General features: G+C 60.3%; 21 protein-coding genes and 1 other RNA gene. 7 read left to right on the forward strand and 15 right to left on the reverse strand.

Features of this window, described 5'->3' with window-relative positions; translation table 11 throughout:
- Positions 1-63 precede the first annotated feature (63 nt).
- The 9 genes from gcvH to AB4N44_RS16010 all read right to left on the reverse strand — a co-directional run bounded on the left by gcvH (position 64) and on the right by AB4N44_RS16010 (position 9,633).
- Positions 64-447, reverse strand: coding sequence for a glycine cleavage system protein GcvH (gene gcvH / locus AB4N44_RS15970; RefSeq protein WP_460108472.1), 384 nt, complete (start codon positions 445-447; stop codon positions 64-66).
- A 49-nt stretch (positions 448-496) separates the two neighbouring features.
- Positions 497-1,579: a glycine cleavage system aminomethyltransferase GcvT gene (gene gcvT, locus AB4N44_RS15975; RefSeq protein ID WP_038359018.1), complete on the reverse strand. Its 1,083-nt coding sequence runs from the start codon at positions 1,577-1,579 to the stop codon at positions 497-499.
- A 156-nt stretch (positions 1,580-1,735) separates the two neighbouring features.
- On the reverse strand, positions 1,736-3,352 hold the full coding sequence (locus AB4N44_RS15980) for an ABC transporter permease (protein WP_127930173.1): 1,617 nt from the start codon (positions 3,350-3,352) through the stop codon (positions 1,736-1,738).
- Positions 3,353-3,595: 243 nt separating this feature from the next.
- Positions 3,596-4,600, reverse strand: a complete 1,005-nt coding sequence (locus AB4N44_RS15985; RefSeq protein WP_150749805.1) for an extracellular solute-binding protein — start codon at positions 4,598-4,600, stop codon at positions 3,596-3,598.
- Between the two features lie 221 nt (positions 4,601-4,821).
- Positions 4,822-6,039: a 2-octaprenyl-3-methyl-6-methoxy-1,4-benzoquinol hydroxylase gene (locus tag AB4N44_RS15990; RefSeq protein WP_174245148.1), complete on the reverse strand. Its 1,218-nt coding sequence runs from the start codon at positions 6,037-6,039 to the stop codon at positions 4,822-4,824.
- 9 nt (positions 6,040-6,048) lie between these two features.
- Entirely contained in the window at positions 6,049-6,534 is a 486-nt protein-coding gene (locus AB4N44_RS15995; RefSeq protein ID WP_127930175.1) for a DUF4442 domain-containing protein, read from the reverse strand.
- On the reverse strand, positions 6,527-7,714 hold the full coding sequence (ubiH, locus tag AB4N44_RS16000; protein WP_093429757.1) for a 2-octaprenyl-6-methoxyphenyl hydroxylase: 1,188 nt from the start codon (positions 7,712-7,714) through the stop codon (positions 6,527-6,529). Before ubiH ends, AB4N44_RS15995 begins: the two co-directional genes overlap by 8 nt.
- Positions 7,711-9,045 carry a Xaa-Pro aminopeptidase gene (pepP, locus tag AB4N44_RS16005; protein WP_150749807.1) on the reverse strand — a complete coding sequence of 445 codons (1,335 nt, stop codon included), beginning with the start codon at positions 9,043-9,045 and terminating at the stop codon, positions 7,711-7,713. The genes ubiH and pepP overlap by 4 nt, the downstream gene beginning before the upstream one ends.
- Before the next feature lie 27 nt (positions 9,046-9,072).
- Positions 9,073-9,633, reverse strand: coding sequence for a YecA/YgfB family protein (locus tag AB4N44_RS16010; RefSeq protein WP_007911199.1), 561 nt, complete (start codon positions 9,631-9,633; stop codon positions 9,073-9,075).
- A 130-nt stretch (positions 9,634-9,763) separates the two neighbouring features.
- On the opposite strand from AB4N44_RS16010, the gene AB4N44_RS16015 reads away from it, so the two are divergent.
- From AB4N44_RS16015 to AB4N44_RS16030, 4 genes are all read left to right on the forward strand, one after another.
- The gene (locus tag AB4N44_RS16015; RefSeq protein ID WP_007911197.1) at positions 9,764-9,973 is read left to right on the forward strand and encodes a TIGR02449 family protein; all 210 of its coding nucleotides are present in this window, start codon (positions 9,764-9,766) and stop codon (positions 9,971-9,973) included.
- Complete coding sequence (locus tag AB4N44_RS16020) at positions 9,970-10,287, forward strand: cell division protein ZapA (protein WP_034151990.1); 318 nt, start codon at positions 9,970-9,972, stop codon at positions 10,285-10,287. Before AB4N44_RS16015 ends, AB4N44_RS16020 begins: the two co-directional genes overlap by 4 nt.
- Positions 10,288-10,317: 30 nt before the next feature.
- Positions 10,318-10,496, forward strand: a non-coding RNA gene (gene ssrS / locus AB4N44_RS16025) — 6S RNA.
- An 81-nt stretch (positions 10,497-10,577) separates the two neighbouring features.
- The gene (locus AB4N44_RS16030; protein WP_122842238.1) at positions 10,578-11,183 is read left to right on the forward strand and encodes a 5-formyltetrahydrofolate cyclo-ligase; all 606 of its coding nucleotides are present in this window, start codon (positions 10,578-10,580) and stop codon (positions 11,181-11,183) included.
- A 36-nt stretch (positions 11,184-11,219) separates the two neighbouring features.
- Here the strand turns inward: AB4N44_RS16030 and AB4N44_RS16035 are convergent, their stop codons facing one another.
- Positions 11,220-11,375, reverse strand: a complete 156-nt coding sequence (locus tag AB4N44_RS16035) for a hypothetical protein (protein WP_016985917.1) — start codon at positions 11,373-11,375, stop codon at positions 11,220-11,222.
- A 198-nt stretch (positions 11,376-11,573) separates the two neighbouring features.
- Between AB4N44_RS16035 and AB4N44_RS16040 the strand changes: the two genes are divergently transcribed.
- The gene (locus AB4N44_RS16040) at positions 11,574-12,026 is read left to right on the forward strand and encodes an EVE domain-containing protein (RefSeq protein ID WP_150749809.1); all 453 of its coding nucleotides are present in this window, start codon (positions 11,574-11,576) and stop codon (positions 12,024-12,026) included.
- A gap of 115 nt (positions 12,027-12,141) precedes the next feature.
- Here the strand turns inward: AB4N44_RS16040 and AB4N44_RS16045 are convergent, their stop codons facing one another.
- The gene (locus tag AB4N44_RS16045) at positions 12,142-12,549 is read right to left on the reverse strand and encodes a flagellar basal body-associated protein FliL (protein ID WP_127930178.1); all 408 of its coding nucleotides are present in this window, start codon (positions 12,547-12,549) and stop codon (positions 12,142-12,144) included.
- Between the two features lie 150 nt (positions 12,550-12,699).
- Here AB4N44_RS16045 and AB4N44_RS16050 point away from each other — a divergent pair, with 150 nt between their 5' ends.
- Positions 12,700-13,677, forward strand: a complete 978-nt coding sequence (locus tag AB4N44_RS16050) for an NADPH:quinone oxidoreductase family protein (protein WP_414870511.1) — start codon at positions 12,700-12,702, stop codon at positions 13,675-13,677.
- A 17-nt stretch (positions 13,678-13,694) separates the two neighbouring features.
- Here the strand turns inward: AB4N44_RS16050 and AB4N44_RS16055 are convergent, their stop codons facing one another.
- Positions 13,695-14,324: a flagellar basal body-associated protein FliL gene (locus AB4N44_RS16055; RefSeq protein ID WP_460108468.1), complete on the reverse strand. Its 630-nt coding sequence runs from the start codon at positions 14,322-14,324 to the stop codon at positions 13,695-13,697.
- Positions 14,325-14,548: 224 nt separating this feature from the next.
- On the opposite strand from AB4N44_RS16055, the gene glpT reads away from it, so the two are divergent.
- Entirely contained in the window at positions 14,549-15,898 is a 1,350-nt protein-coding gene (glpT, locus tag AB4N44_RS16060; protein ID WP_016985912.1) for a glycerol-3-phosphate transporter, read from the forward strand.
- Here glpT and AB4N44_RS16065 read toward each other — a convergent pair.
- From AB4N44_RS16065 to ubiD, 3 genes are all read right to left on the reverse strand, one after another.
- On the reverse strand, positions 15,874-16,542 hold the full coding sequence (locus AB4N44_RS16065) for a gamma-glutamylcyclotransferase (RefSeq protein WP_460108466.1): 669 nt from the start codon (positions 16,540-16,542) through the stop codon (positions 15,874-15,876). The two genes, glpT and AB4N44_RS16065, sit on opposite strands and share 25 nt — an antisense overlap.
- Positions 16,543-16,739: 197 nt before the next feature.
- Entirely contained in the window at positions 16,740-17,708 is a 969-nt protein-coding gene (locus AB4N44_RS16070) for a CDP-6-deoxy-delta-3,4-glucoseen reductase (RefSeq protein WP_034151997.1), read from the reverse strand.
- A complete protein-coding gene (ubiD, locus tag AB4N44_RS16075) occupies positions 17,708-19,174 on the reverse strand; it encodes a 4-hydroxy-3-polyprenylbenzoate decarboxylase (protein WP_008081413.1) in 1,467 nt (488 codons plus the stop codon). The genes AB4N44_RS16070 and ubiD overlap by 1 nt, the downstream gene beginning before the upstream one ends.
- Positions 19,175-19,241 lie beyond the last annotated feature (67 nt).

The raw sequence follows: 19,241 nt of genomic DNA on the forward strand, positions 1-19,241 counted from the left end.
TGCGATCTTTTGATCCTAAAAAAAAGCCCCGACGAGTCGAGGCTTTGGGGTGTTGCTTAACGCTTACTCGCCAATGGCAGCCTTGTACGCCGCAGCATCCAGCAGCTTGTCCAGCTCGGCCTTGTCGCTTGGCTTGATTTTGAAGATCCACGCACCGTACGGGTCGGAGTTCAGCAGCTCAGGCGAGGCGCCCAGTTCTTCGTTGATTGCGATGACTTCACCGCTGACCGGCGAATAGATGTCGGAAGCAGCTTTCACCGACTCGACCACACCGGATTGATCACCGGCAGCGTACACCTTGCCCACTTCAGTCAGCTCGACGAACACCACATCGCCCAGCGCTTCCTGCGCGTGATCACTGATGCCCACGGTGACGGTGCCGTCAGCTTCCAGACGTGCCCATTCATGACTTTCGGCAAAACGCAGTTCAGCGGGGATATTACTCATCTTCGGTGTCCTCGGAATTGGTTCAGCGGTCATGCCCGCCGGAAAAAGGTTAGATCAAGGTTTTGCCATGGCGTACGAACGTCGGTTTGACCACCCGTACCGGGTACCACTTGCCACGGATTTCCACTTCGGCGCGGTCGGCGGTTGCCATCGGAACACGCGCCAGGGCAATCGATTTGCTTAGCGTAGGAGAGAAACTACCACTGGTGATCTCCCCTTCGCCAACATCGGCGATACGAACCACTTGATGAGCGCGCAAAACACCGCGCTCTTCCAGCACCAGACCGACCAGTTTGTGCGCAACACCAGCGGCTTTTTCCGCCTCCAAAGCAGCGCGACCGATGAACTGGCGCGTGGCCGGCTCCCAGGCGATGCTCCAGGCCATGTTCGAAGCCAATGGCGAAACGTCCTGATGAATGTCCTGGCCGTACAGGTTCATACCGGCTTCGACACGCAGGGTGTCACGGGCACCGAGGCCGATCGGGGAAATGCCGGCACCCACCAGATCGTTGAAAAAACCCGGCGCCTGACTGGCCGGCAGGCAGATTTCCAGGCCATCCTCACCGGTATAACCGGTACGGGCGATGAACCAGTCACCGTCGGTGTAGCCTTCAAAGGGTTTGAGGTGCTGGATCAGCGTGGCGCGGGACTGGGTGACCAGTTCGGCAATCTTGTGCCGGGCCTGCGGGCCTTGAATGGCGAGCATCGCCAGTTCGGAGCGCTCGTGCAGTTGCACGTCGTACTTGCCGAGCTGCGCGTTCATCCAGGCCAGATCCTGATCGCGGGTAGAGGCGTTGAACACCAGGCGATAACAGTCATCGAGACGATAGACAATCATGTCGTCGACGATGCCGCCGCGCTCATTAAGCATGGTGCTGTACAACGCACGGCCGGGGCGGTGCAGGCGGTCGACATCATTGGCCAGCAAATGCTGCAGCCAGGCCTTGGCCTGGGGGCCGGTGACATCGATCACGGTCATGTGGGATACATCGAACACCCCGCAATCGCGGCGCACTTCGTGGTGCTCCTCGACCTGCGAGCCGTAATGCAGAGGCATGTCCCAACCGCCAAAATCGACCATCTTCGCGCCGAGGGCGAGATGCAGGTCATACAGAGGCGTACGCTGTCCCATGGGTTTCTCCTTCCGGGCGTGGCGAAGGTGCGGACAGTCGCTGCACAGCGTGAAAGCCTTGTAATAGAAGGCTTTCAGCCAATTTCAGCGAAAAGATCTGTCAGACGAACCGCACCGAATGCCGCGCATTGTAGCCGCATGATTCAGGACTCACTACTAAGTGTTTCGATGGGCGGAGCGGCGAATCAGGCCGATGACCGGTAACAATCCAACCAGAACCAGGGTCAGCGCTGGCAATGATGCACGCGCCCATTCGCCTTCGCTGGTCATTTCAAAGATGCGTACGGCCAGCGTGTCCCAGCCAAACGGGCGCATCAGCAGGGTTGCGGGCATTTCCTTGAGCACATCGACGAACACCAGCAACGCTGCGCTCAGCGTGCCGGGCAGCAACAGCGGCAGATACACTTTGAAAAACAGTCGCGGCCCACTGACACCCAGGCTACGTGCCGCTTCAGGCAAAGATGGCCGTATACGCGCCAGACTGCTTTCCAAGGGTCCGTAGGCAACTGCGATGAAGCGCACCAGATAGGCCATCAACAACGCTGCCAGACTGCCGAGCAGCAACGGTTTGCCCGCACCGCCGAGCCAGCCTGAAAGCGGGATCACCAGTTCGCGATCCAGATAACTGAACGCCAGCATGATCGACACCGCCAGCACCGAACCCGGCAAGGCGTAGCCAAGATTGGCCAGACCAACGCCGGAGTTGATCGCCTGCGTGGGTGCCAAGCGCCGGGCAAACGCCAGCAACAAAGCAACGCTGACGGTAATCAACGCGGCCATGCCGCCCAGATACAGGGTGTGCAGGATCAGCCCGGCGTAGCGCTCATCGAGATCGAAACGCCCGCGCTGCCAGAACCAGACAACCAGTTGCAGCACCGGAATGACGAAGGCGCAGGCGAACACCAGGCCGCACCAGCTCATCGCCGCGAAAGCCTTGAGTCCACGCAAGTGATACAGCGCTTTCACCCGAGGTCGCTCGTTACTTGCCCGGTTGGCGCCACGCGCGCGACGTTCGCCGTACAGCACCAGCATTACCACCAGCAACAACAGACTGGCTAATTGCGCCGCACTCGGCAGGCTGAAGAAGCCGTACCAGGTCTTGTAGATCGCCGTGGTGAAGGTGTCGAAGTTGAACACCGACACGGCACCGAAATCTGCCAGGGTTTCCATCAGCGCCAGCGCCACGCCTGCACCGATGGCCGGACGCGCCATCGGCAACGCCACACGCCAGAAGGCTTGCCACGGCGATTGCCCGAGCACCCGCGCCGCTTCCATCAGGCCTTTGCCTTGGGCGAGGAACGCCGTGCGCGCCAGCAGGTAAACATAGGGATAGAAGACCAGCACCAGCACGATAATCACCCCGCCGGTGGAGCGTACCCGTGGCAGGCGCAGACCGGTGCCGAACCATTCCCTGAGCAGTGTCTGCACCGGGCCGGCGAAGTCGAGCAGGCCGACGAAAACGAAGGCCAGCACATACGCGGGGATGGCGAACGGCAGCATCAGCGCCCAGTCGAGCCAGCGCCGCCCGGGGAATTCGCAGAGGCTGGTGAGCCAGGCAAGGCTGACACCGAGCAGCGTCACACCGACACCCACGCCAACGACCAGCGTCAGGGTGTTGCCCAGCAGGCGTGGCATCTGGGTTTCCCACAGGTGCGACCAGATTTGCTGATCGATGGTTTGCCAAGAGAGCAGTAGAACGCTCAGGGGCAACAGCACCAGCGCGGCGATGGCGAAGACGATGGGGTACCAGCGGCGTTGGGCGGGGTGGGCCACTTTTGGGTCTCTGGGGGATTGGGTGTTCTTGGATTGAGTATTTCAGGTTGGGATTGCTGCCCTCACCCTAGCCCTCTCCCGGAGGGAGAGGGGACTGACCGCGTAGTTTATGAGAATTACGCCGACCTGAGATATCGAGTCGAACTCAAGTTTCGAAAACAACACAGATCGGCTCCCTCTCCCTCCGGGAGAGGGCTGGGGTGAGGGCAGCGATCTAAAGTGAACAGTGTTATCGGAAAAGCCTCAATTCCAACCCGCCCGATCCATCATCCGGATCGCCTCAGCCTGACGCTTGCCCGCCACTTCCACCGGCAAGGTATCGGCAATGAACTTGCCCCACGCCGCCACTTCTTCCGAAGGTGCCACCGCCGGGTTGGCCGGGAATTCCTGGTTCACGTCAGCGAAAATCTTCTGCGCCTCAGGCGTGGTCATCCACTCAACCAAAGCCTTGGCCGCTTCCGGGTGCGGCGCATGTTTGGTCAGGCCAATGCCCGACAGGTTCACGTGCACACCGCGATCGGCCTGATTCGGCCAGAACAGTTTTACCGGCAACTCCGGCTTCTGCTTGTGCAGGCGACCGTAGTAGTACGTGTTGACGATGCCAACGTCGCACTGCCCGGCATTGATCGCTTCGAGCACCGCAACGTCATCGGAGAACACGTCGGTGGACAGGTTGTTGACCCAGCCCTTGAGGATTTTTTCGGTTTTCTCGGCGCCATGGACTTCGATCATGGTCGCCGTCAGCGACTGGTTGTAGACCTTCTTCGCCGTGCGCAGGCACAAACGCCCTTCCCAATTCTTGTCAGCCAGTGCTTCGTAGGTGGTCAGTTCGCCCGGTTTCACGCGTTCGGTGGAGTAGGCGATGGTCCGCGCGCGTAGGCTCAGACCGGTCCAGGCATGGCTGGACGAGCGATACTGCAGCGGAATGTTGGTGTCGATGGTCTTCGAAGTGAACGGCTGCAGGATGCCCATCTGCTCGGCCTGCCAGAGGTTGCCGGCATCAACGGTGAGCAGCAGGTCGGCGGTAGCATTTTCACCCTCGGCCTTGATGCGCTGCATCAGCGGCGCTTCCTTGTCGGTGATGAACTTGATCTTCACCCCGGTCTTGGCGGTGTAGGCATCGAAGACCGGTTTGATCAGTTCATCGATGCGCGACGAGTAAACCACCACCTCATCAGCGGCCTGGGCCGTGGTGCTACCGATCAGGGTCAGGGCCAGTGCGGTCAGAAGACGCTTGGGTGCCAACATGGGAGTGGTCTCTCGGTCGGGAAATGTGGGCCAAATGATAAGGACTCACATTTACCACCTCAATCGAACTCTTTTTGAAGGAGTTACCAGATGTTGCACAGGCTGAATGTTGCGGTGACTGGACTGACGCCTTCGCGAGCAGGCTCGCTCCCACATTGGAATGCATTTCAACTGTGGGAGCGAGCCTGCTCGCGAAGAGGCCATCAGCCTCAATGTAGATGTCAGGGTTTGGCGAGGGCCGGAAGATCCCCGGTCAACCCGAGGGCTTCACGCACAAACAGCGCCTTCGCCTCCGGCATCTGCTCCACCAGCTTCAACCCGGCATTCCTTAACCAACGCACCGGCAACGGGTCGGCCTGAAACAACCGCTCAAACCCTTCCATCGCCGCCATCAGCGCGAGGTTGTGTGGCATGCGCCGACGCTCGTAACGGCTCAGCACTTTCACATCCGCCAAACGCTCACCGCGCTCGGTCGCCTGCAACAGCACTTCGGCCAGCACCGCCGCATCGAGGAAACCCAGGTTCACCCCCTGCCCCGCCAACGGGTGAATGGTGTGCGCCGCATCGCCGATCAGCGCCAGGCCTTCGGCCACGTAACGCTTGGCATGACGCTGACGCAGTGGCACGCACAGGCGCGGATCAGCACTGATCACTTCGCCCAGACGACCTTCAAAAGCGCGTTCCAGCTCCCGGCAGAAATCCGCTTCGTCCAGCGCCATCAAGCGCTCGGCCTCACTCGGCGTGGTCGACCAGACGATCGAGCACCAATCCTGCTGCCCGTCACGCTCCAGCGGCAAAAACGCCAACGGCCCGTGATCGGTAAAACGCTGCCACGCAGTCATCTGATGCGGCTTGCTACTGCGCACGCTGGTAACGATGGCGTGATGCAGGTAATCCCACTCACGCGTCGCCACACCGGTCAGACGTCGCACTGCCGAGTTGGCACCGTCAGCGGCAATCACCAACGGCGCACGTAACTGACGACCGTCAGCCAGCGTCAGCAGCCAGTCATCGCCCGAGCGGCGCATCTGTTCCAGCCGCGCATTGGCCAGCATGCCCAGATCACAATCGTGCAAGCGATCGAGCAAGGCATCCTGCACCACACGGTTTTCGACGATATGGCCAAGCACCTCGGCGTGCACACTGCTCGCCGAGAAATGGATCTGCCCGGTGCCGCTGCCGTCCCAGACATGCATGTCGGTGTAAGGGCTGCTGCGGCGCTTGGCGATGCCTTCCCAGACGCCGAGACGTTCAAGAATGCGCTGGCTGGCTGCCGACAAGGCACTCACTCGCGGTTCAAACGCGGCTTCGGCGTCGAAGGGTTTGACGCTCAGCGGGCTGCCGTCGAGCAGCAGGACTTCCAGCCCGCTGTCCTGCAACGCCAACGCCAGGGCGCTGCCGACCATTCCGGCTCCGACAATCAGCAGATCTGCGCGCATTTCCATGCTTTAAGCCTGTCTCGCTTGCGGCTTGAGCCGCACGTAAAGGGTTTTACCGACCCGCGCCACCAGATTGCCGGCGCCGTCATGAATGTCGACCTGCAACTGCGGCAGGTATTTCTCGCCATTGGCGGTTTGCCGGCGAATCTCGGCGAGCAAGGTCTCGTCGATATTGAAACGGGCGAACACCGGGCCTTTGCCAGGCGCAATGAAGTCGATATCAGCCGCCTTGTCCCAGACAATGTAACGCGAGCCAAGGTTTTCCATAAGCATCAGCATGAAGAACGGATCGACCATCGAATACAGGCTGCCGCCAAACTGGGTGCCGACGTAGTTGCGGTTGTACCAGCCGAGGCCCATCGATACCTGCACATCGCGAAAGTCATCGCTGATGTGCCTAACTCGTACACCGGCGCCAAGATAAGGCGGGTAGAACGTCATCACCCAGCGCATCAACCGCGCCTTGCCGAATTTAGCGGTCAGCCACTTAAGCATCCGGTCGTGTTCCCAAACCCATGGCCTGACGGGCAAACCAGCGCTTGGCCGGCGGCAACAGATCGAGGCCGAGCAGGCCGATATTACGGCCCAGCGAAACCAGCGGCTGCGTGCTGCCGAACAGGCGCGTGACCTGATCGGAGAAACCGACGGTGAGGTCCTGATCGAGACGCTGACGCTCGCGATAAGCCTGCAATGTGGCGAAGTCGCCCAAAGGTTTGTCACTCGCCAGCAATGCAGCGGCCAAGGCATCGGCATCGCGCAGAGACAGGTTGAAACCCTGCCCGGCAATCGGGTGCAGGCTGTGCGCCGCGTTGCCGAGCACGGCCAGATGCGAGCGCACCTGCTCTTCGGCCTCGACCAGCGTCAGCGGATAAAGATGCCGCGCGCCAACCTGTTTCAACGTGCCGAGGCGATATCCAAACACGCCCTGCAATTCGCTGAGGAAATCGCGTTCGCTCAGATCGGCCAGACGCTGCGCGTCCATGCCCAGACGGGTCCAGACCAAAGCGCAGCGGTTTTCCGGCAGCGGCAGCAAGGCCATCGGCCCTTCGTCGGTGAAGCGTTCGAAGGCCATGCCATTGTGCGCTTCGCTCGGGGTGATGTTGGCGATCAGCGCGCTCTGGTTGTACGGACGCTTGCGCACGTTGATGCCCAACTGTTCGCGCAGCCCGGAGCGACCGCCATCGGCGAGCACTGCGAGGTCGCATTCAAGGGTGGTTTCATCGTTGAGGGTCAGGCGATAGCCGTCGGGCAACGGTTCCATGCGCGTGACTTCTGCCGGGCAGCGCCAACTGATCACGTCTTTGTCGATGTGTTGCCACAGACACTGGCCGAGCCAGGCGTTTTCCACCACATAACCGAGCGCCGGCACGCCCTCTTCCATCGCCGACAAACGCGCGGTGGAGAAGCGGCCACGGTCGGAAACGTGAATCTGTTTGATCGGCTCGGCGCGGCGGGAGATTTCCTGCCACACGCCCAAGCGTTGATAAATCTGTCGCGAACCGAAGGACAGCGCCGAGGAACGTGCGTCGTAGCTCGGCTGCCAGCTGTCGCCGGGGGCGAACGGCTCGATCAGTACGATCTTCCAGCCACGGGCCTTGGCCCCGGCCTGCAAGGCCAACGCCAGACTGGCGCCGACCAGACCGCCACCGATGATTGCCAGATTGACTCGACTCATGCCGCGTGTGTCCTTGCTTGTGCCATCAGCGCTTCGATTTCAGCGACGGTTTTCGGCACGCCGCTGGTGAGGATTTCACAGCCCGTTTTGGTCACCACCACGTCGTCCTCGATGCGCACGCCGATGCCGCGCCATTTCTTCGCGACGGTCTGATTGTCCGGGGCGATGTAGATGCCCGGCTCCACGGTCAGCGCCATGCCGACTTCCAGCACGCGCCATTCGCCGCCGACCTTGTACTCGCCGACGTCATGCACATCCATACCCAGCCAGTGGCCAGCGCGGTGCATGTAAAACGCTTTATAGGCTTCGCTGGCGATCAATTCGTCGACCTCACCCTGCAGCAAACCGAGTTTCACCAACCCCGTGGTGATAACGAGAACCGTGGCTTCGTGCGCCTGATTCCAGTGTTTGTTCGGGGCGATTTCGGCGAATGCGGCTTCCTGCGAGGCCAGCACCAACTCGTAGATCGCTTTCTGCTCGGGTGAAAACGTGCCGTTGACCGGCCAGGTGCGGGTGATGTCGCTGGCGTAGCAGTCGATCTCGCAACCGGCGTCGATCAACACCAGGTCACCGTTCTTGAGCACCGCGTCATTCTGCTGGTAATGCAGAATGCAGCTGTTGCGCCCGGCGGCAACGATCGACCCGTAGGCCGGCATCTTCGCCCCGCCCTTGCGGAATTCGTAATCGAGCTCGGCTTCGAGGCTGTACTCGTGGAGCCCGGCCCGACTGGCCTGCATCGCGCGGATGTGGGCTTGCGCCGAGATCCGTGCGGCTTCGCGCATCACCTTCACTTCTGCCGCCGATTTATACAGGCGCATGTCGTGCAGCAGATGATCCAGGGCAACGAATTCGTTCGGCGGCTGGGCGCCAAGGTGCGCTTTAGAGCGGATCACGTTGATCCAGTCCATCAGGTGGCGGTCAAATTCGGGGTTGCTGCCCATCGCCGAATACACCCGGTCGCGGCCTTCGATCAGGCCCGGGAGGATGTCGTCGATGTCGGTGATCGGGAAAGCGTCGTCGGCGCCGAAGTCGCGGATCGCGCCTTCTTGCCCTGCACGCAAACCGTCCCACAACTCGCGTTCGGCATTGCGCTCACGGCAGAACAGCACGTACTCACCATGTTCGCGGCCGGGCATCAGGACGATGACGGCTTGCGGCTCGGGAAAACCGCTGAGGTACTGGAAGTCGCTGTCCTGACGGTAGACGTGCTCGACGTCGCGGTTGCGAATAGCGACCGCGGCGGCGGGCAGGATCGCGATGCTGTTGGGTTCCATCTGCGCCATCAGGGCCTTGCGGCGACGGCTGTATTCCGCTTTCGGGATATGGGTCATGGGCAGATGGCTTTCCCTGGCACGCGATTAATGCAGCGACGGCTTGGCGGCTGGCGGCACGTCGGCTTTCTTGGTTTCCGAGAACAGCAGCAGCGGCGCAACGCGCAGGTACTCCATGACTTCCATGTAGTCGGTCTCGCCGTCTTCGGATTCTTCGAGGGCGTCCTGCACTTGGGAAATGGCAGCCAGATCCTGCAGCACTTCGGTGGCTTCAGTGCTGAGCATGCTGCTGTCGCGGCAGTTCAGGCCGAAACCGCTGAGGAAGCCCTGGCACCACTCGCCCAGTGCAGCGGCGCGGTCGGCCAGCGGTGCGTCATCGGTCGGCAGCAGCAGAACGACGGTGACGTCGTCGCCGGTCAGCTCGCCTTTGACCATCTCTTGCAGGCCGATCAGGGCGTTGCGGACGTTGTCCTGGATGTCGCCTTCGAGCAGTTCGGCGGCGTCGATCAACCAGCCTTCGTTATCGAAGCCGGCACCGGCGCAGCTGCGCCCGAGCAGCACGCCGTGCAGTTCGGCAGGCGAGACGTTGTGGCCGCTGGAGGTCAGCAGGGTGGCAAAGGCTTGGTACGGGGAATTCGCAATGGTCATGGGCAGCTAGGCGCCAGACGGCGCTATGTCTAGAATGAAGGCCTTGTATCCTACATCGACAGACTCGCCAAGACTATTAAAGGCTGTCCGCCAGCTATCCCATCAGACAGACTCCGACCCAGTGGACACAATGGAAGACACCGACCTGCAAGCGCTGATGGCCAGACTCGAACTGCTGATTGGCCGAGTCGAGCAACTAAAGAGTCAAAACGCACTCTTACTAGCTCAGGAAAAAACCTGGCGCGAGGAACGCGCTCACCTCATTGAAAAAAACGAAATCGCCCGGCGTAAGGTCGAATCGATGATTTCGCGCCTCAAGGCCCTGGAGCAAGACTCATGAGTTCAAGCAATAGCGTCACCGTGCAGATCCTCGACAAAGAATATTCGATCATCTGCCCGCAGGAAGAACGCAGCAATCTGGTCAGTGCCGCCCGCTACCTCGATGGCAAAATGCGCGAAATCCGCAGCAGCGGTAAAGTCATCGGCGCCGATCGCATTGCTGTGATGGCCGCGCTGAACATCACCCATGACCTCTTGCACAAAGAAGAGCGCCCGGATATCCAGGCCAGCGGTTCGACCCGTGAACAGGTGCGCGACTTGCTCGATCGTGTCGATCTGGTCCTCGCCGACGATCAGAACACCACCAAGGGCTGATTCGACTGGCCGCTTGCGGTATACTCGCGGCACTCCCTGGGGTGCTTGCCAGTTGACGATGTCCCTGAGCCGATTCGCACTACCCTGGAAGTTGCACGTTGGGCTGGTGTGCATGTCCGCTAGACGGAAAGCCTTAAAGTCTACTGCATCTTCCACCTTGAACTTTCGGGTTCAAGGGCTAAGTTGACAGCGGTTCATCCGGGGAGCCTGATTCGAATCCGATGTCGGTGAAAACCGCCATCGGATTTTTTATGCGTACGTTTTTGCATCCATCCTGCCGAAGCCGAACCATGACCGAACCCGCGCTGCTGCCCCGCCCGCAACTCCGCCGCCTGCTGCGCAAGGCACGCCGCTCACTGAGCAAAAGCGAGCAACGCCAGGCCGCCAAAGGCCTGTACCGGCAATTGGCGCAAGACCCGCATTTTCGCCGGGCCAAACATATCTCTCTGTACCTGCCCACCGACGGTGAAATCGATCCGCGCCTGCTGCTGCGTGAAGCACAGCGTCGGGGCAAGGCAACGTACCTGCCGGTGCTGAGTGCCTGGCCACGAACCAAAATGGTCTTTCAGCGAATTCGTCCCGGCGAGAAACTCAAACCCAATCGCTTCCGCATTCTCGAGCCGCGCGCCAATCTGGCGCAGCAACGCAAGGTCTGGGCGCTGGATCTGGTGTTGTTGCCACTGGTGGGTTTTGACGATGTCGGTGGGCGACTGGGGATGGGCGGCGGCTTCTACGATCGCAGCCTGGCGTATCTGGCGCGGCGTAAAAGCTGGCGCAAGCCGACGCTGTTGGGACTGGCTCATGAGTGTCAGAAGGTCGAACGCTTGGCGCAGGCGAGTTGGGATGTACCGTTACAAGGCACGGTCAGCGACAAGGCGTGGTATTTCGCAGGATAGGACGCCGCGCAGATCAGCGGCGTCGAAAAACCAGTGTCAGCGCTTGAAGGCTGTCGACTGTTGTACTTGTTGCGCGACTTCAATCGGCGCGTCTGCCTTGTTCGACCACAGGCTCTGCGCGTAACCGGTGGTTACAACGCCCAGACCAAACAAAATGACCAAAGTCCATAGCAAATCCGGTTTGCGTTTCATCGATTGCCCCCCTCAAGGCACATCATCACGATGACAGCAGCGGTTTCCGTTCGTAGGCCGTGCAGCAGCGTCAAGCTTTAAAGGCCGGCATTTTGCGACAACGTGAACCTGCGCGCAAACGCTGACGTCAACCGACTGTCGGTTTGTCATAAAATTGCCCGACAACCTGCCCAATGACCGTTTCAGGAGCAAAAAACCATGGCCTATTGGCTGATGAAGTCCGAGCCCGACGAACTCTCGATCAAAGGTCTGGAAAAACTCGGCAAAGCGCGCTGGGACGGGGTTCGCAATTATCAGGCGCGCAATTTTCTGCGCTCGATGGCAGTGGGCGATGAGTTCTTTTTCTATCACTCCAGCTGCCCGGAGCCGGGAATTGCCGGAATTGGCAAAATAATCGAAGCGGCGTACCCGGATCCCACCGCACTGGAGACGGAAAGTCATTACTTCGACCCGAAGGCGACGCCGGAGAAAAATGCCTGGAGTGCGATCGATGTCGAGCACGTCGAGACGTTTGCCCGGGTGTTGAAGCTGGATTATCTGAAGCAGCAGACGGCGCTGGCGGAGATGCCGTTGGTGCAAAAGGGATCAAGGTTGTCGGTGATGCCGGTGACGCCGGAGCAGTGGGCTGCGGTGATTGCGCTCAAGCCTTGAAGAATATGTTGCCTGAAACATCGCCATCGCGAGCAGGCTCACTCCTACAGGGGAACGCATTCCAACTGTAGGAGTGAGCCTGCTCGCGATGGGGCCAGCCCGGACAACGAATGGCTTATTGAATGATCAGGTTGTTGAACAACAGATCTTCAACCACCGGCTTGCCGGTCTCGTCATTCATCACTTGCTGGGTCTGCTTCAACGCTTCCTGACGCAGCTTCTCTTTACCTTCGATGCTGCCCATCGCCTCGGTGGTCTGCTGAGTGAACAGCGCTACCAGCTGATTGCGAATCAACGGTTCGTTGGCCTTGACCAGTTTGCTCGCCTCTTCGCCACTCACACGCAGCGCCACATCGGCCTTGTAGACTTTGAGCTTCGGTGTGCCGTCCAGCCCGTAGTTGCCCACAAACGGTGGGCTCAGGGTGATGTAACTTACCTTCGGCGCCTCGCCTTCTTTGGCTTCTTCGGCCAGCGCTGCCACAGGCAGAGACAGGGCCAGCAACAACATGATCCACGCTTTCACAATTCGCTCCTTATCCGGTTTGCGGCCTAGCATAACGACCCGCCGCGCAAGCACAAGCTTATGGCTGACTATCAGGGCCGGGCATGCTCGTTGACCCGTTGACTGACACACCTACACTTATCGGCCATCACTCCCAAAGGAATAGCCCTGATGAAAGCCGTGCTGTGCAAAGCCTTCGGCCCTGCCGAATCGCTGGTGCTGGAAGACGTCGCCAGCCCCGCCCTGAAGAAGAACGAAATCCTGCTGGACGTGCACGCCGCCGGGGTCAACTTTCCGGACACGCTGATCATCGAGGGCAAGTATCAATTCAAGCCGCCCTTCCCGTTCTCGCCCGGAGGTGAAGCGGCCGGTGTGGTGCGTGAAGTCGGGGAAAAGGTCAGCCACCTCAAGGTTGGTGACCGCGTCATGGCCCTGACCGGTTGGGGCAGTTTCGCCGAACAGGTCGCGGTGCCAGGCTATAACGTGCTGCCGATTCCGCCGTCGATGGACTTCAACACCGCCGCCGCCTTCAGCATGACCTACGGCACCTCGATGCACGCGCTCAAACAACGCGCCAATCTGCAAGCAGGCGAAACCCTGCTGGTGCTTGGCGCATCCGGTGGCGTCGGCCTGGCTGCGGTGGAAATCGGCAAAGCCATGGGCGCCCGCGTCATCGCTGCCGCCAGCAGCGCGGAGAAACTGGCGGTGGCCAAAGCTGCCGGCGCCGATGAGTTGATCAATTACAGCGAAACCAGCCTCAAGGACGAAATCAAACGCCTCACCGACGGCCAGGGTGCCGATGTGATTTACGACCCGGTCGGCGGCGATCTCTTCGACCAAGCCATCCGCGCCATCGCCTGGAATGGTCGCCTGCTGGTGGTCGGCTTCGCCAGCGGGCGCATTCCGGAACTGCCGGTCAACCTTGCCCTGCTCAAAGGCGCGGCTGTACTTGGTGTGTTCTGGGGCTCCTTCGCCCAGCGCCAGCCGCAAGACAATGCGGCGAACTTCCAGCAATTGTTCGGCTGGTTCGCCGAGGGCAAGTTGAAACCGCTGGTATCGCAGGTGTATCCACTGAGCAATGCGGCGCAGGCGATCAATGATCTTGGCCAGCGCAAGGCTGTGGGCAAGGTGGTGGTGCAAGTGCGCTAATTAACAATGAAAGCGCTTCAACCAACGGGCGACGCCGCAATGTCGCCCGGCATCAGATGCTCCTGAACCTTTTCGCTACGCGACTCAACCAACTGCCCCTTGTCATCGAAGCGCAAAACAATCAGCCAGTCATAAACATTCACCGGCCATTTCGGTTGACCGATCAACGCCGGGCCATCGCCGCCGAAAGCGGCAATCAGTTTATTGATGTGGCCGTGATGCCAAGCGATCAGCACGGTTTTCGCCTGATTATTCTTGCGCAGCGAGCTGACCAGTTTGTCGACGTCGGTATTGGCGTAGGGCTGTTCAATCGGCAGTTGCAGGCGTTGGGACAGTGGAATCAGCGTCTGACGCGGGCGGATGCTTTCCGGGCTGTCGGCGGTAGCGATCAGACGTTGGGGCGTGAGTGTCTGGTCGTCCAACTGCAAAGAGGTGAAATAGTCCGCGTAGGCTGCGGCGCGCTGTTCGCCCTGGGCATTGAGTTCTCGGCCGACATCAGGCTTTTCCGCATGGCGGACGATCAATACGGTGACATTGCGCAGGCCTGGCGCTGCAGAACCCTGTGCGAAGTTCAACACCAGCACTGAAGCAGCCACCGCAACAACCATCAACAGTCTGGGCAATAGCCTGCGAACTTTCGGGGTCATCGTTTATCTCGAGAAATCAGGCGATCTGTAGATCGCGAGTCTAAGTCACAACGTCCCGAGCGCGACAAAAACGCCCTGTTCTTACAGCTGAGCGACAGGTTCGTAAAGGAACACGCGACTTCCAACATTTTCCGCTATTTGCTCGATGCGAACCGGTGCTATTTTCGGTAACGAAACTGTAACATTCGCATCCGCAGTCAAAACAAGAAATCTGGAGCTCTTGAATGTTTGCTTTCTTTCGTCCTGCCGCACATCAGGCTCCATTGCCTGAAGAAAAAATAGACAGCACTTACCGACGCCTGCGCTGGCAGATTTTCGCCGGTATTTTCTTTGGCTACGCGGGTTATTACCTGCTGCGCAAAAACTTCTCCCTGGCCATGCCGTACCTGATCGACGAAGGCTACAGCCGCGGTGATCTGGGTCTGGCGATGTCCGCGATCGCCATCGCCTATGGCTTGTCGAAATTCCTCATGGGCCTGGTGTCCGACCGTTCCAACCCGCGCTACTTCCTGCCGTTCGGCCTGCTGGTCTCGGCCGGGGTGATGTTCATTTTCGGTTTCGCGCCGTGGGCAACGTCCAGCGTGACCATGATGTTCATCCTGCTGTTCATAAACGGCTGGGCCCAGGGCATGGGTTGGCCGCCAAGTGGCCGGACCATGGTGCACTGGTGGTCGCAAAAGGAACGCGGCGGCGTGGTGTCCGTGTGGAACGTGGCGCATAACGTCGGTGGCGGCCTGATCGGCCCGCTGTTCCTGCTCGGCATGGGCCTGTTCAACGACTGGCACGCAGCGTTCTACGTACCGGCAGCCGTGGCGCTGGGCGTGGCCGTGTTCGCGTTCATCACCATGCGCGACACCCCGCAATCGGTTGGCCTGCCGCCGATCGAGAAGTACAAGAACGATTACCCGGAAGGCTACGACGCCAGCCACGAAGACGAATTCAGCGCGAAAGAGATCTTCGTCAAATACGTGCTGCGCAACAAAATGCTCTGGTACATCGCCATGGCCAACGTCTTCGTCTATCTGCTGCGTTACGGCGTGCTGGACTGGGCACCGACCTACCTGAAAGAAGCCAAGGGTTTCACCGTCGACAAGACCTCGTGGGCCTATTTCTTCTATGAGTGGGCGGGGATTCCGGGCACGCTGCTGTGCGGCTGGATGTCGGACAAGATCTTCCGTGGCAACCGTGGCCTGACCGGCATGGTGTTCATGGCACTGGTGACCGTGGCAACGCTGGTTTACTGGCTGAACCCGGCCGGCAACCCGACCGTCGACATGATCGCGCTGTTCTCGATCGGCTTCCTGATCTACGGCCCGGTGATGCTGATCGGCCTGCAAGCGCTGGAGCTGGCACCGAAGAAAGCCGCCGGCACTGCCGCAGGCTTCACCGGTCTGTTCGGTTATCTCGGTGGTTCGGTCGCGGCCAGTGCCGCGATGGGCTACACCGTGGACCATTTCGGCTGGGATGGCGGTTTCGTGCTACTGGTGGGCGCTTGCCTGCTGGCGATGGCCTTCCTGGCCCCGACGCTGTGGCACAAGCAAGTCGCCAGTCAGAGCCGTGAAGCAGTCGCTTGATCCGACTGTGATTTACAGCGCTTGAGCCGCGCCTCCAGATTGCGGTCTGGCATGGCGTGGCTGCGCAGGGCGTGTGCGGTCTGCTCGACATAATCGCGAGTAGTGCCGTAACGCCCGCTGGCGCTCTCGAACACCTGGCTCAGCACATGATCCGGCAAGTTGCCGGCATAGCTGGGCAGGTGTCGCTCCAGAACGAATCCTAACGCCTGCACCTGAGTGCCGTCTCCGAGCCGGCAGTTGAGCCAGTGTGGCCGATAGGATGGCACCGGCATCTCGCGTTTCCACAAGGCGTACAGCGCCGCATCGAGATTGTCTTCCGGCAAGCGATAGGCGAAGCCGCTGCACGAACCGCCGCGATCCAGACCAAATACCAGACCGGGCATTTCCGGCGTCCCGCGGTGCTCGTGCGACCACAGGTACAAGCCGCGATGGTAGCCATGCACGCGTCCGCGCACCCGCTCCACTGCCGAACACTCCGGCCGCCAGATCAGCGAACCATAGGCGAACAGCCACACCGGCCCGCCCTTGTGGCGCGCCATGGTCGATTGCATGGAAGCGAGAAGTTGTTCGTGCGTCAGCTGCGGCCCAAGATCGAGCCGCGGAGGGTAATTCAAATTCAGAAAAGCGTTTTCAATGGCGCTCATGGCGAATAGCGTTCAGCTCCCCGCGGGTGAAGAATTACTTAATAGAACGCACCGCTGTAACAATAAGGCACATATGTTTTAAGGCAATTTGAGTGCCATGGCACAGTTCTTAATTGATTGCCTGATTGATATATAACCTAGCGGTATTTATGCAATTACATAAATACCGATCGGCTATATAGAGAGTTATAACGGATTCAGGAGCGGGGAGCGTAAGCGAACACGTCGGCACGCATTTGATGGGCGTCCATCCCGGCTTCGACCAATGCGTCCAGCGTGCCGTAGACCATTGCCGGCGAGCCGCTGGCATAGACGTGCAGCGGTTTCAGGTCAGGGAAGTCTTCACAGACTGCCTCGTGCAACATGCCACAGCGCCCTTCCCAACCGCATTGATCACTGACGACTTTGTGCAGGAACAGATTGGGTAATTTCAGCCACTCGTCCCAGTGTTCGATCTCATAGAAGTCTTCCGGACGGCGCACGCCCCAGTACAGATGCACGGGATGTTTGAAGCCGTTGGCGCGGCAGTGCTCGATCAAGGCGTGAATCTGGCCCATGCCGGTACCAGCGGCAACCAACACCAGCGGCCCGTCGGGCAGCTCGGCCAGATGCGTATCGCCGAACGGCAGCTCGACCCGCACCATCGCGTTGCGTTGCAGCTGTTCGATCAGGCTCAGTGCACTGGCTTCGCGCGCCAGCACGTGGATTTCCAGATCACGCCCGCCGTGCGGCGCAGAGGCCATGGAAAACGCTGACTTCTCACCGTTCTCGCGCTCGATCATCAAGTACTGCCCGGCGTGATAGCGCGGTGGCTTGCCGGCCGGAGCGCGCAGGCGAACGCGCCAGGTGTCGCCACCCACATCGCGGCATTCGATGACCTGACACGACAGGCTGCGCACCGGCAGTTCTCCCAGCGCGAGCACGCCATCCCACAGCAGGATGCAGTCTTCCAGCGGCTCGGCTATGCAAGTGTAGAACTCGCCGTGGTCGTGCACCTTGCCGTCCTGCGCGACACTACCTTCAACCAGCAGCGCCGCACACACATGACAATTGCCGTTGCGGCAGCTTTGCGGGCATTCGTAGCCCAAGCGCCGCGCGCCGTCGAGAATCCGCTCACCGGGCTGTATCTCAAGCACTGCTCCGGAGGGCTGCAGGGTTACACGCATCAATCTATTCCTAACTGATTCCAGATGGCATCGATCCGTTGGGTGACGGCGTCGTCCTTGACGATCACGCGGCCCCACTCGCGAGTGGTTTCGCCCGGCCACTTGTGGGTGGCATCGAGGCCCATTTTCGAGCCCAGGCCAGAGATCGGCGAGGCGAAGTCGAGGTAGTCGATCGGCGTGTTATCGATCATCACCGTGTCGCGCTTGGGGTCCATGCGCGTGGTGATGGCCCAGATCACGTCGTTCCAGTCGCGGGCGTTGATATCGTCGTCGGTGACGATAACGAACTTGGTGTACATGAACTGTCGCAAAAACGACCAGACACCGAGCATCACGCGCTTGGCATGCCCTGGATACGACTTCTTCATGGTCACGATGGCCATGCGGTACGAACAGCCTTCAGGCGGCAGGTAGAAGTCGGTGATTTCCGGGAACTGCTTCTGCAGGATCGGCACGAACACTTCGTTCAGCGCCACGCCGAGAATCGCCGGCTCATCCGGCGGACGGCCAGTGTAGGTGCTGTGATAGATCGGTTTGATCCGGTGGGTTATGCGCTCTACGGTGAACACCGGGAAGCTGTCGACTTCATTGTAGTAACCGGTGTGATCGCCGTACGGGCCTTCATCGGCCATTTCGCCGGGGTGGATCACGCCTTCAAGGATGATTTCGGCGGTGGCCGGCACTTGCAGGTCATTGCCGCGGCACTTGACCAGTTCGGTGCGGTTACCGCGCAAGAGCCCTGCGAAAGCGTATTCGGACAGGCTATCCGGCACCGGCGTCACGGCGCCGAGGATGGTCGCCGGATCCGCGCCAAGGGCCACGGACACCGGGAACGGCTGACCCGGGTGCTTCTCGCACCACTCACGGAAGTCGAGGGCGCCGCCACGGTGGCTGAGCCAGCGCATGATCACCTTGTTGCGGCCGATCACTTGCTGACGGTAAATACCGAGGTTCTGGCGTTCTTTATTCGGGCCTTTGGTGACGGTCAGACCCCAGGTGATCAGCGGGCCGACGTCGCCAGGCCAGCAGGTCTGCACCGGCAGCATCGCCAGGTCGACGTCGTCGCCTTCGATGACCACTTCCTGGCACACCGCGTCTTTGACGACTTTCGGCGCCATCGAGATGATTTTGCGGAAGATCGGCAGTTTCGACCACGCGTCTTTCAAGCCCTTCGGCGGCTCCGGTTCCTTGAGGAACGCCAGCAGCTTGCCGATTTCGCGCAGCTCGCTGACCGACTCGGCGCCCATGCCCATGGCCACCCGCTCGGGGGTTCCGAACAGGTTGCCGAGCACCGGGATGTCGTAGCCCGTCGGCTTTTCGAACAGCAGCGCCGGGCCCTTGGCCCGCAGCGTGCGGTCGCACACCTCGGTCATTTCCAGCACCGGCGAGACGGGAATCTGGATGCGTTTCAACTCTCCGCGCTGCTCAAGCTGCTGCACGAAATCCCGAAGATCCTTGAATTTCATTGACGATGGCACCCTCAAAATAGGCGTACATCCTACCTGCTCTGACGGGCAAACAGCAGCCCGTCAG

Source organism: Pseudomonas sp. S3_C06 (genome assembly GCF_054667675.1).

Excerpts from the sequence above, each read along its gene's own strand:
- gcvH (WP_460108472.1), bottom strand. The coding sequence starts at position 447 with ATGAGTAATATCCCCGCTGAACTGCGTTTTGCCGAAAGTCATGAATGG.
- gcvT (WP_038359018.1), bottom strand. The coding sequence starts at position 1,579 with ATGGGACAGCGTACGCCTCTGTATGACCTGCATCTCGCCCTCGGCGCG.
- AB4N44_RS15985 (WP_150749805.1), bottom strand. The coding sequence starts at position 4,600 with ATGTTGGCACCCAAGCGTCTTCTGACCGCACTGGCCCTGACCCTGATC.
- AB4N44_RS15990 (WP_174245148.1), bottom strand. The coding sequence starts at position 6,039 with ATGCGCGCAGATCTGCTGATTGTCGGAGCCGGAATGGTCGGCAGCGCC.
- AB4N44_RS15995 (WP_127930175.1), bottom strand. The coding sequence starts at position 6,534 with ATGCTTAAGTGGCTGACCGCTAAATTCGGCAAGGCGCGGTTGATGCGC.
- ubiH (WP_093429757.1), bottom strand. The coding sequence starts at position 7,714 with ATGAGTCGAGTCAATCTGGCAATCATCGGTGGCGGTCTGGTCGGCGCC.
- pepP (WP_150749807.1), bottom strand. The coding sequence starts at position 9,045 with ATGACCCATATCCCGAAAGCGGAATACAGCCGTCGCCGCAAGGCCCTG.
- AB4N44_RS16010 (WP_007911199.1), bottom strand. The coding sequence starts at position 9,633 with ATGACCATTGCGAATTCCCCGTACCAAGCCTTTGCCACCCTGCTGACC.
- AB4N44_RS16015 (WP_007911197.1), top strand. The coding sequence starts at position 9,764 with ATGGAAGACACCGACCTGCAAGCGCTGATGGCCAGACTCGAACTGCTG.
- AB4N44_RS16020 (WP_034151990.1), top strand. The coding sequence starts at position 9,970 with ATGAGTTCAAGCAATAGCGTCACCGTGCAGATCCTCGACAAAGAATAT.
- AB4N44_RS16030 (WP_122842238.1), top strand. The coding sequence starts at position 10,578 with ATGACCGAACCCGCGCTGCTGCCCCGCCCGCAACTCCGCCGCCTGCTG.
- AB4N44_RS16035 (WP_016985917.1), bottom strand. The coding sequence starts at position 11,375 with ATGAAACGCAAACCGGATTTGCTATGGACTTTGGTCATTTTGTTTGGT.
- AB4N44_RS16040 (WP_150749809.1), top strand. The coding sequence starts at position 11,574 with ATGGCCTATTGGCTGATGAAGTCCGAGCCCGACGAACTCTCGATCAAA.
- AB4N44_RS16050 (WP_414870511.1), top strand. The coding sequence starts at position 12,700 with ATGAAAGCCGTGCTGTGCAAAGCCTTCGGCCCTGCCGAATCGCTGGTG.
- AB4N44_RS16055 (WP_460108468.1), bottom strand. The coding sequence starts at position 14,324 with ATGACCCCGAAAGTTCGCAGGCTATTGCCCAGACTGTTGATGGTTGTT.
- glpT (WP_016985912.1), top strand. The coding sequence starts at position 14,549 with ATGTTTGCTTTCTTTCGTCCTGCCGCACATCAGGCTCCATTGCCTGAA.
- AB4N44_RS16065 (WP_460108466.1), bottom strand. The coding sequence starts at position 16,542 with ATGAGCGCCATTGAAAACGCTTTTCTGAATTTGAATTACCCTCCGCGG.
- AB4N44_RS16070 (WP_034151997.1), bottom strand. The coding sequence starts at position 17,708 with ATGCGTGTAACCCTGCAGCCCTCCGGAGCAGTGCTTGAGATACAGCCC.
- ubiD (WP_008081413.1), bottom strand. The coding sequence starts at position 19,174 with ATGAAATTCAAGGATCTTCGGGATTTCGTGCAGCAGCTTGAGCAGCGC.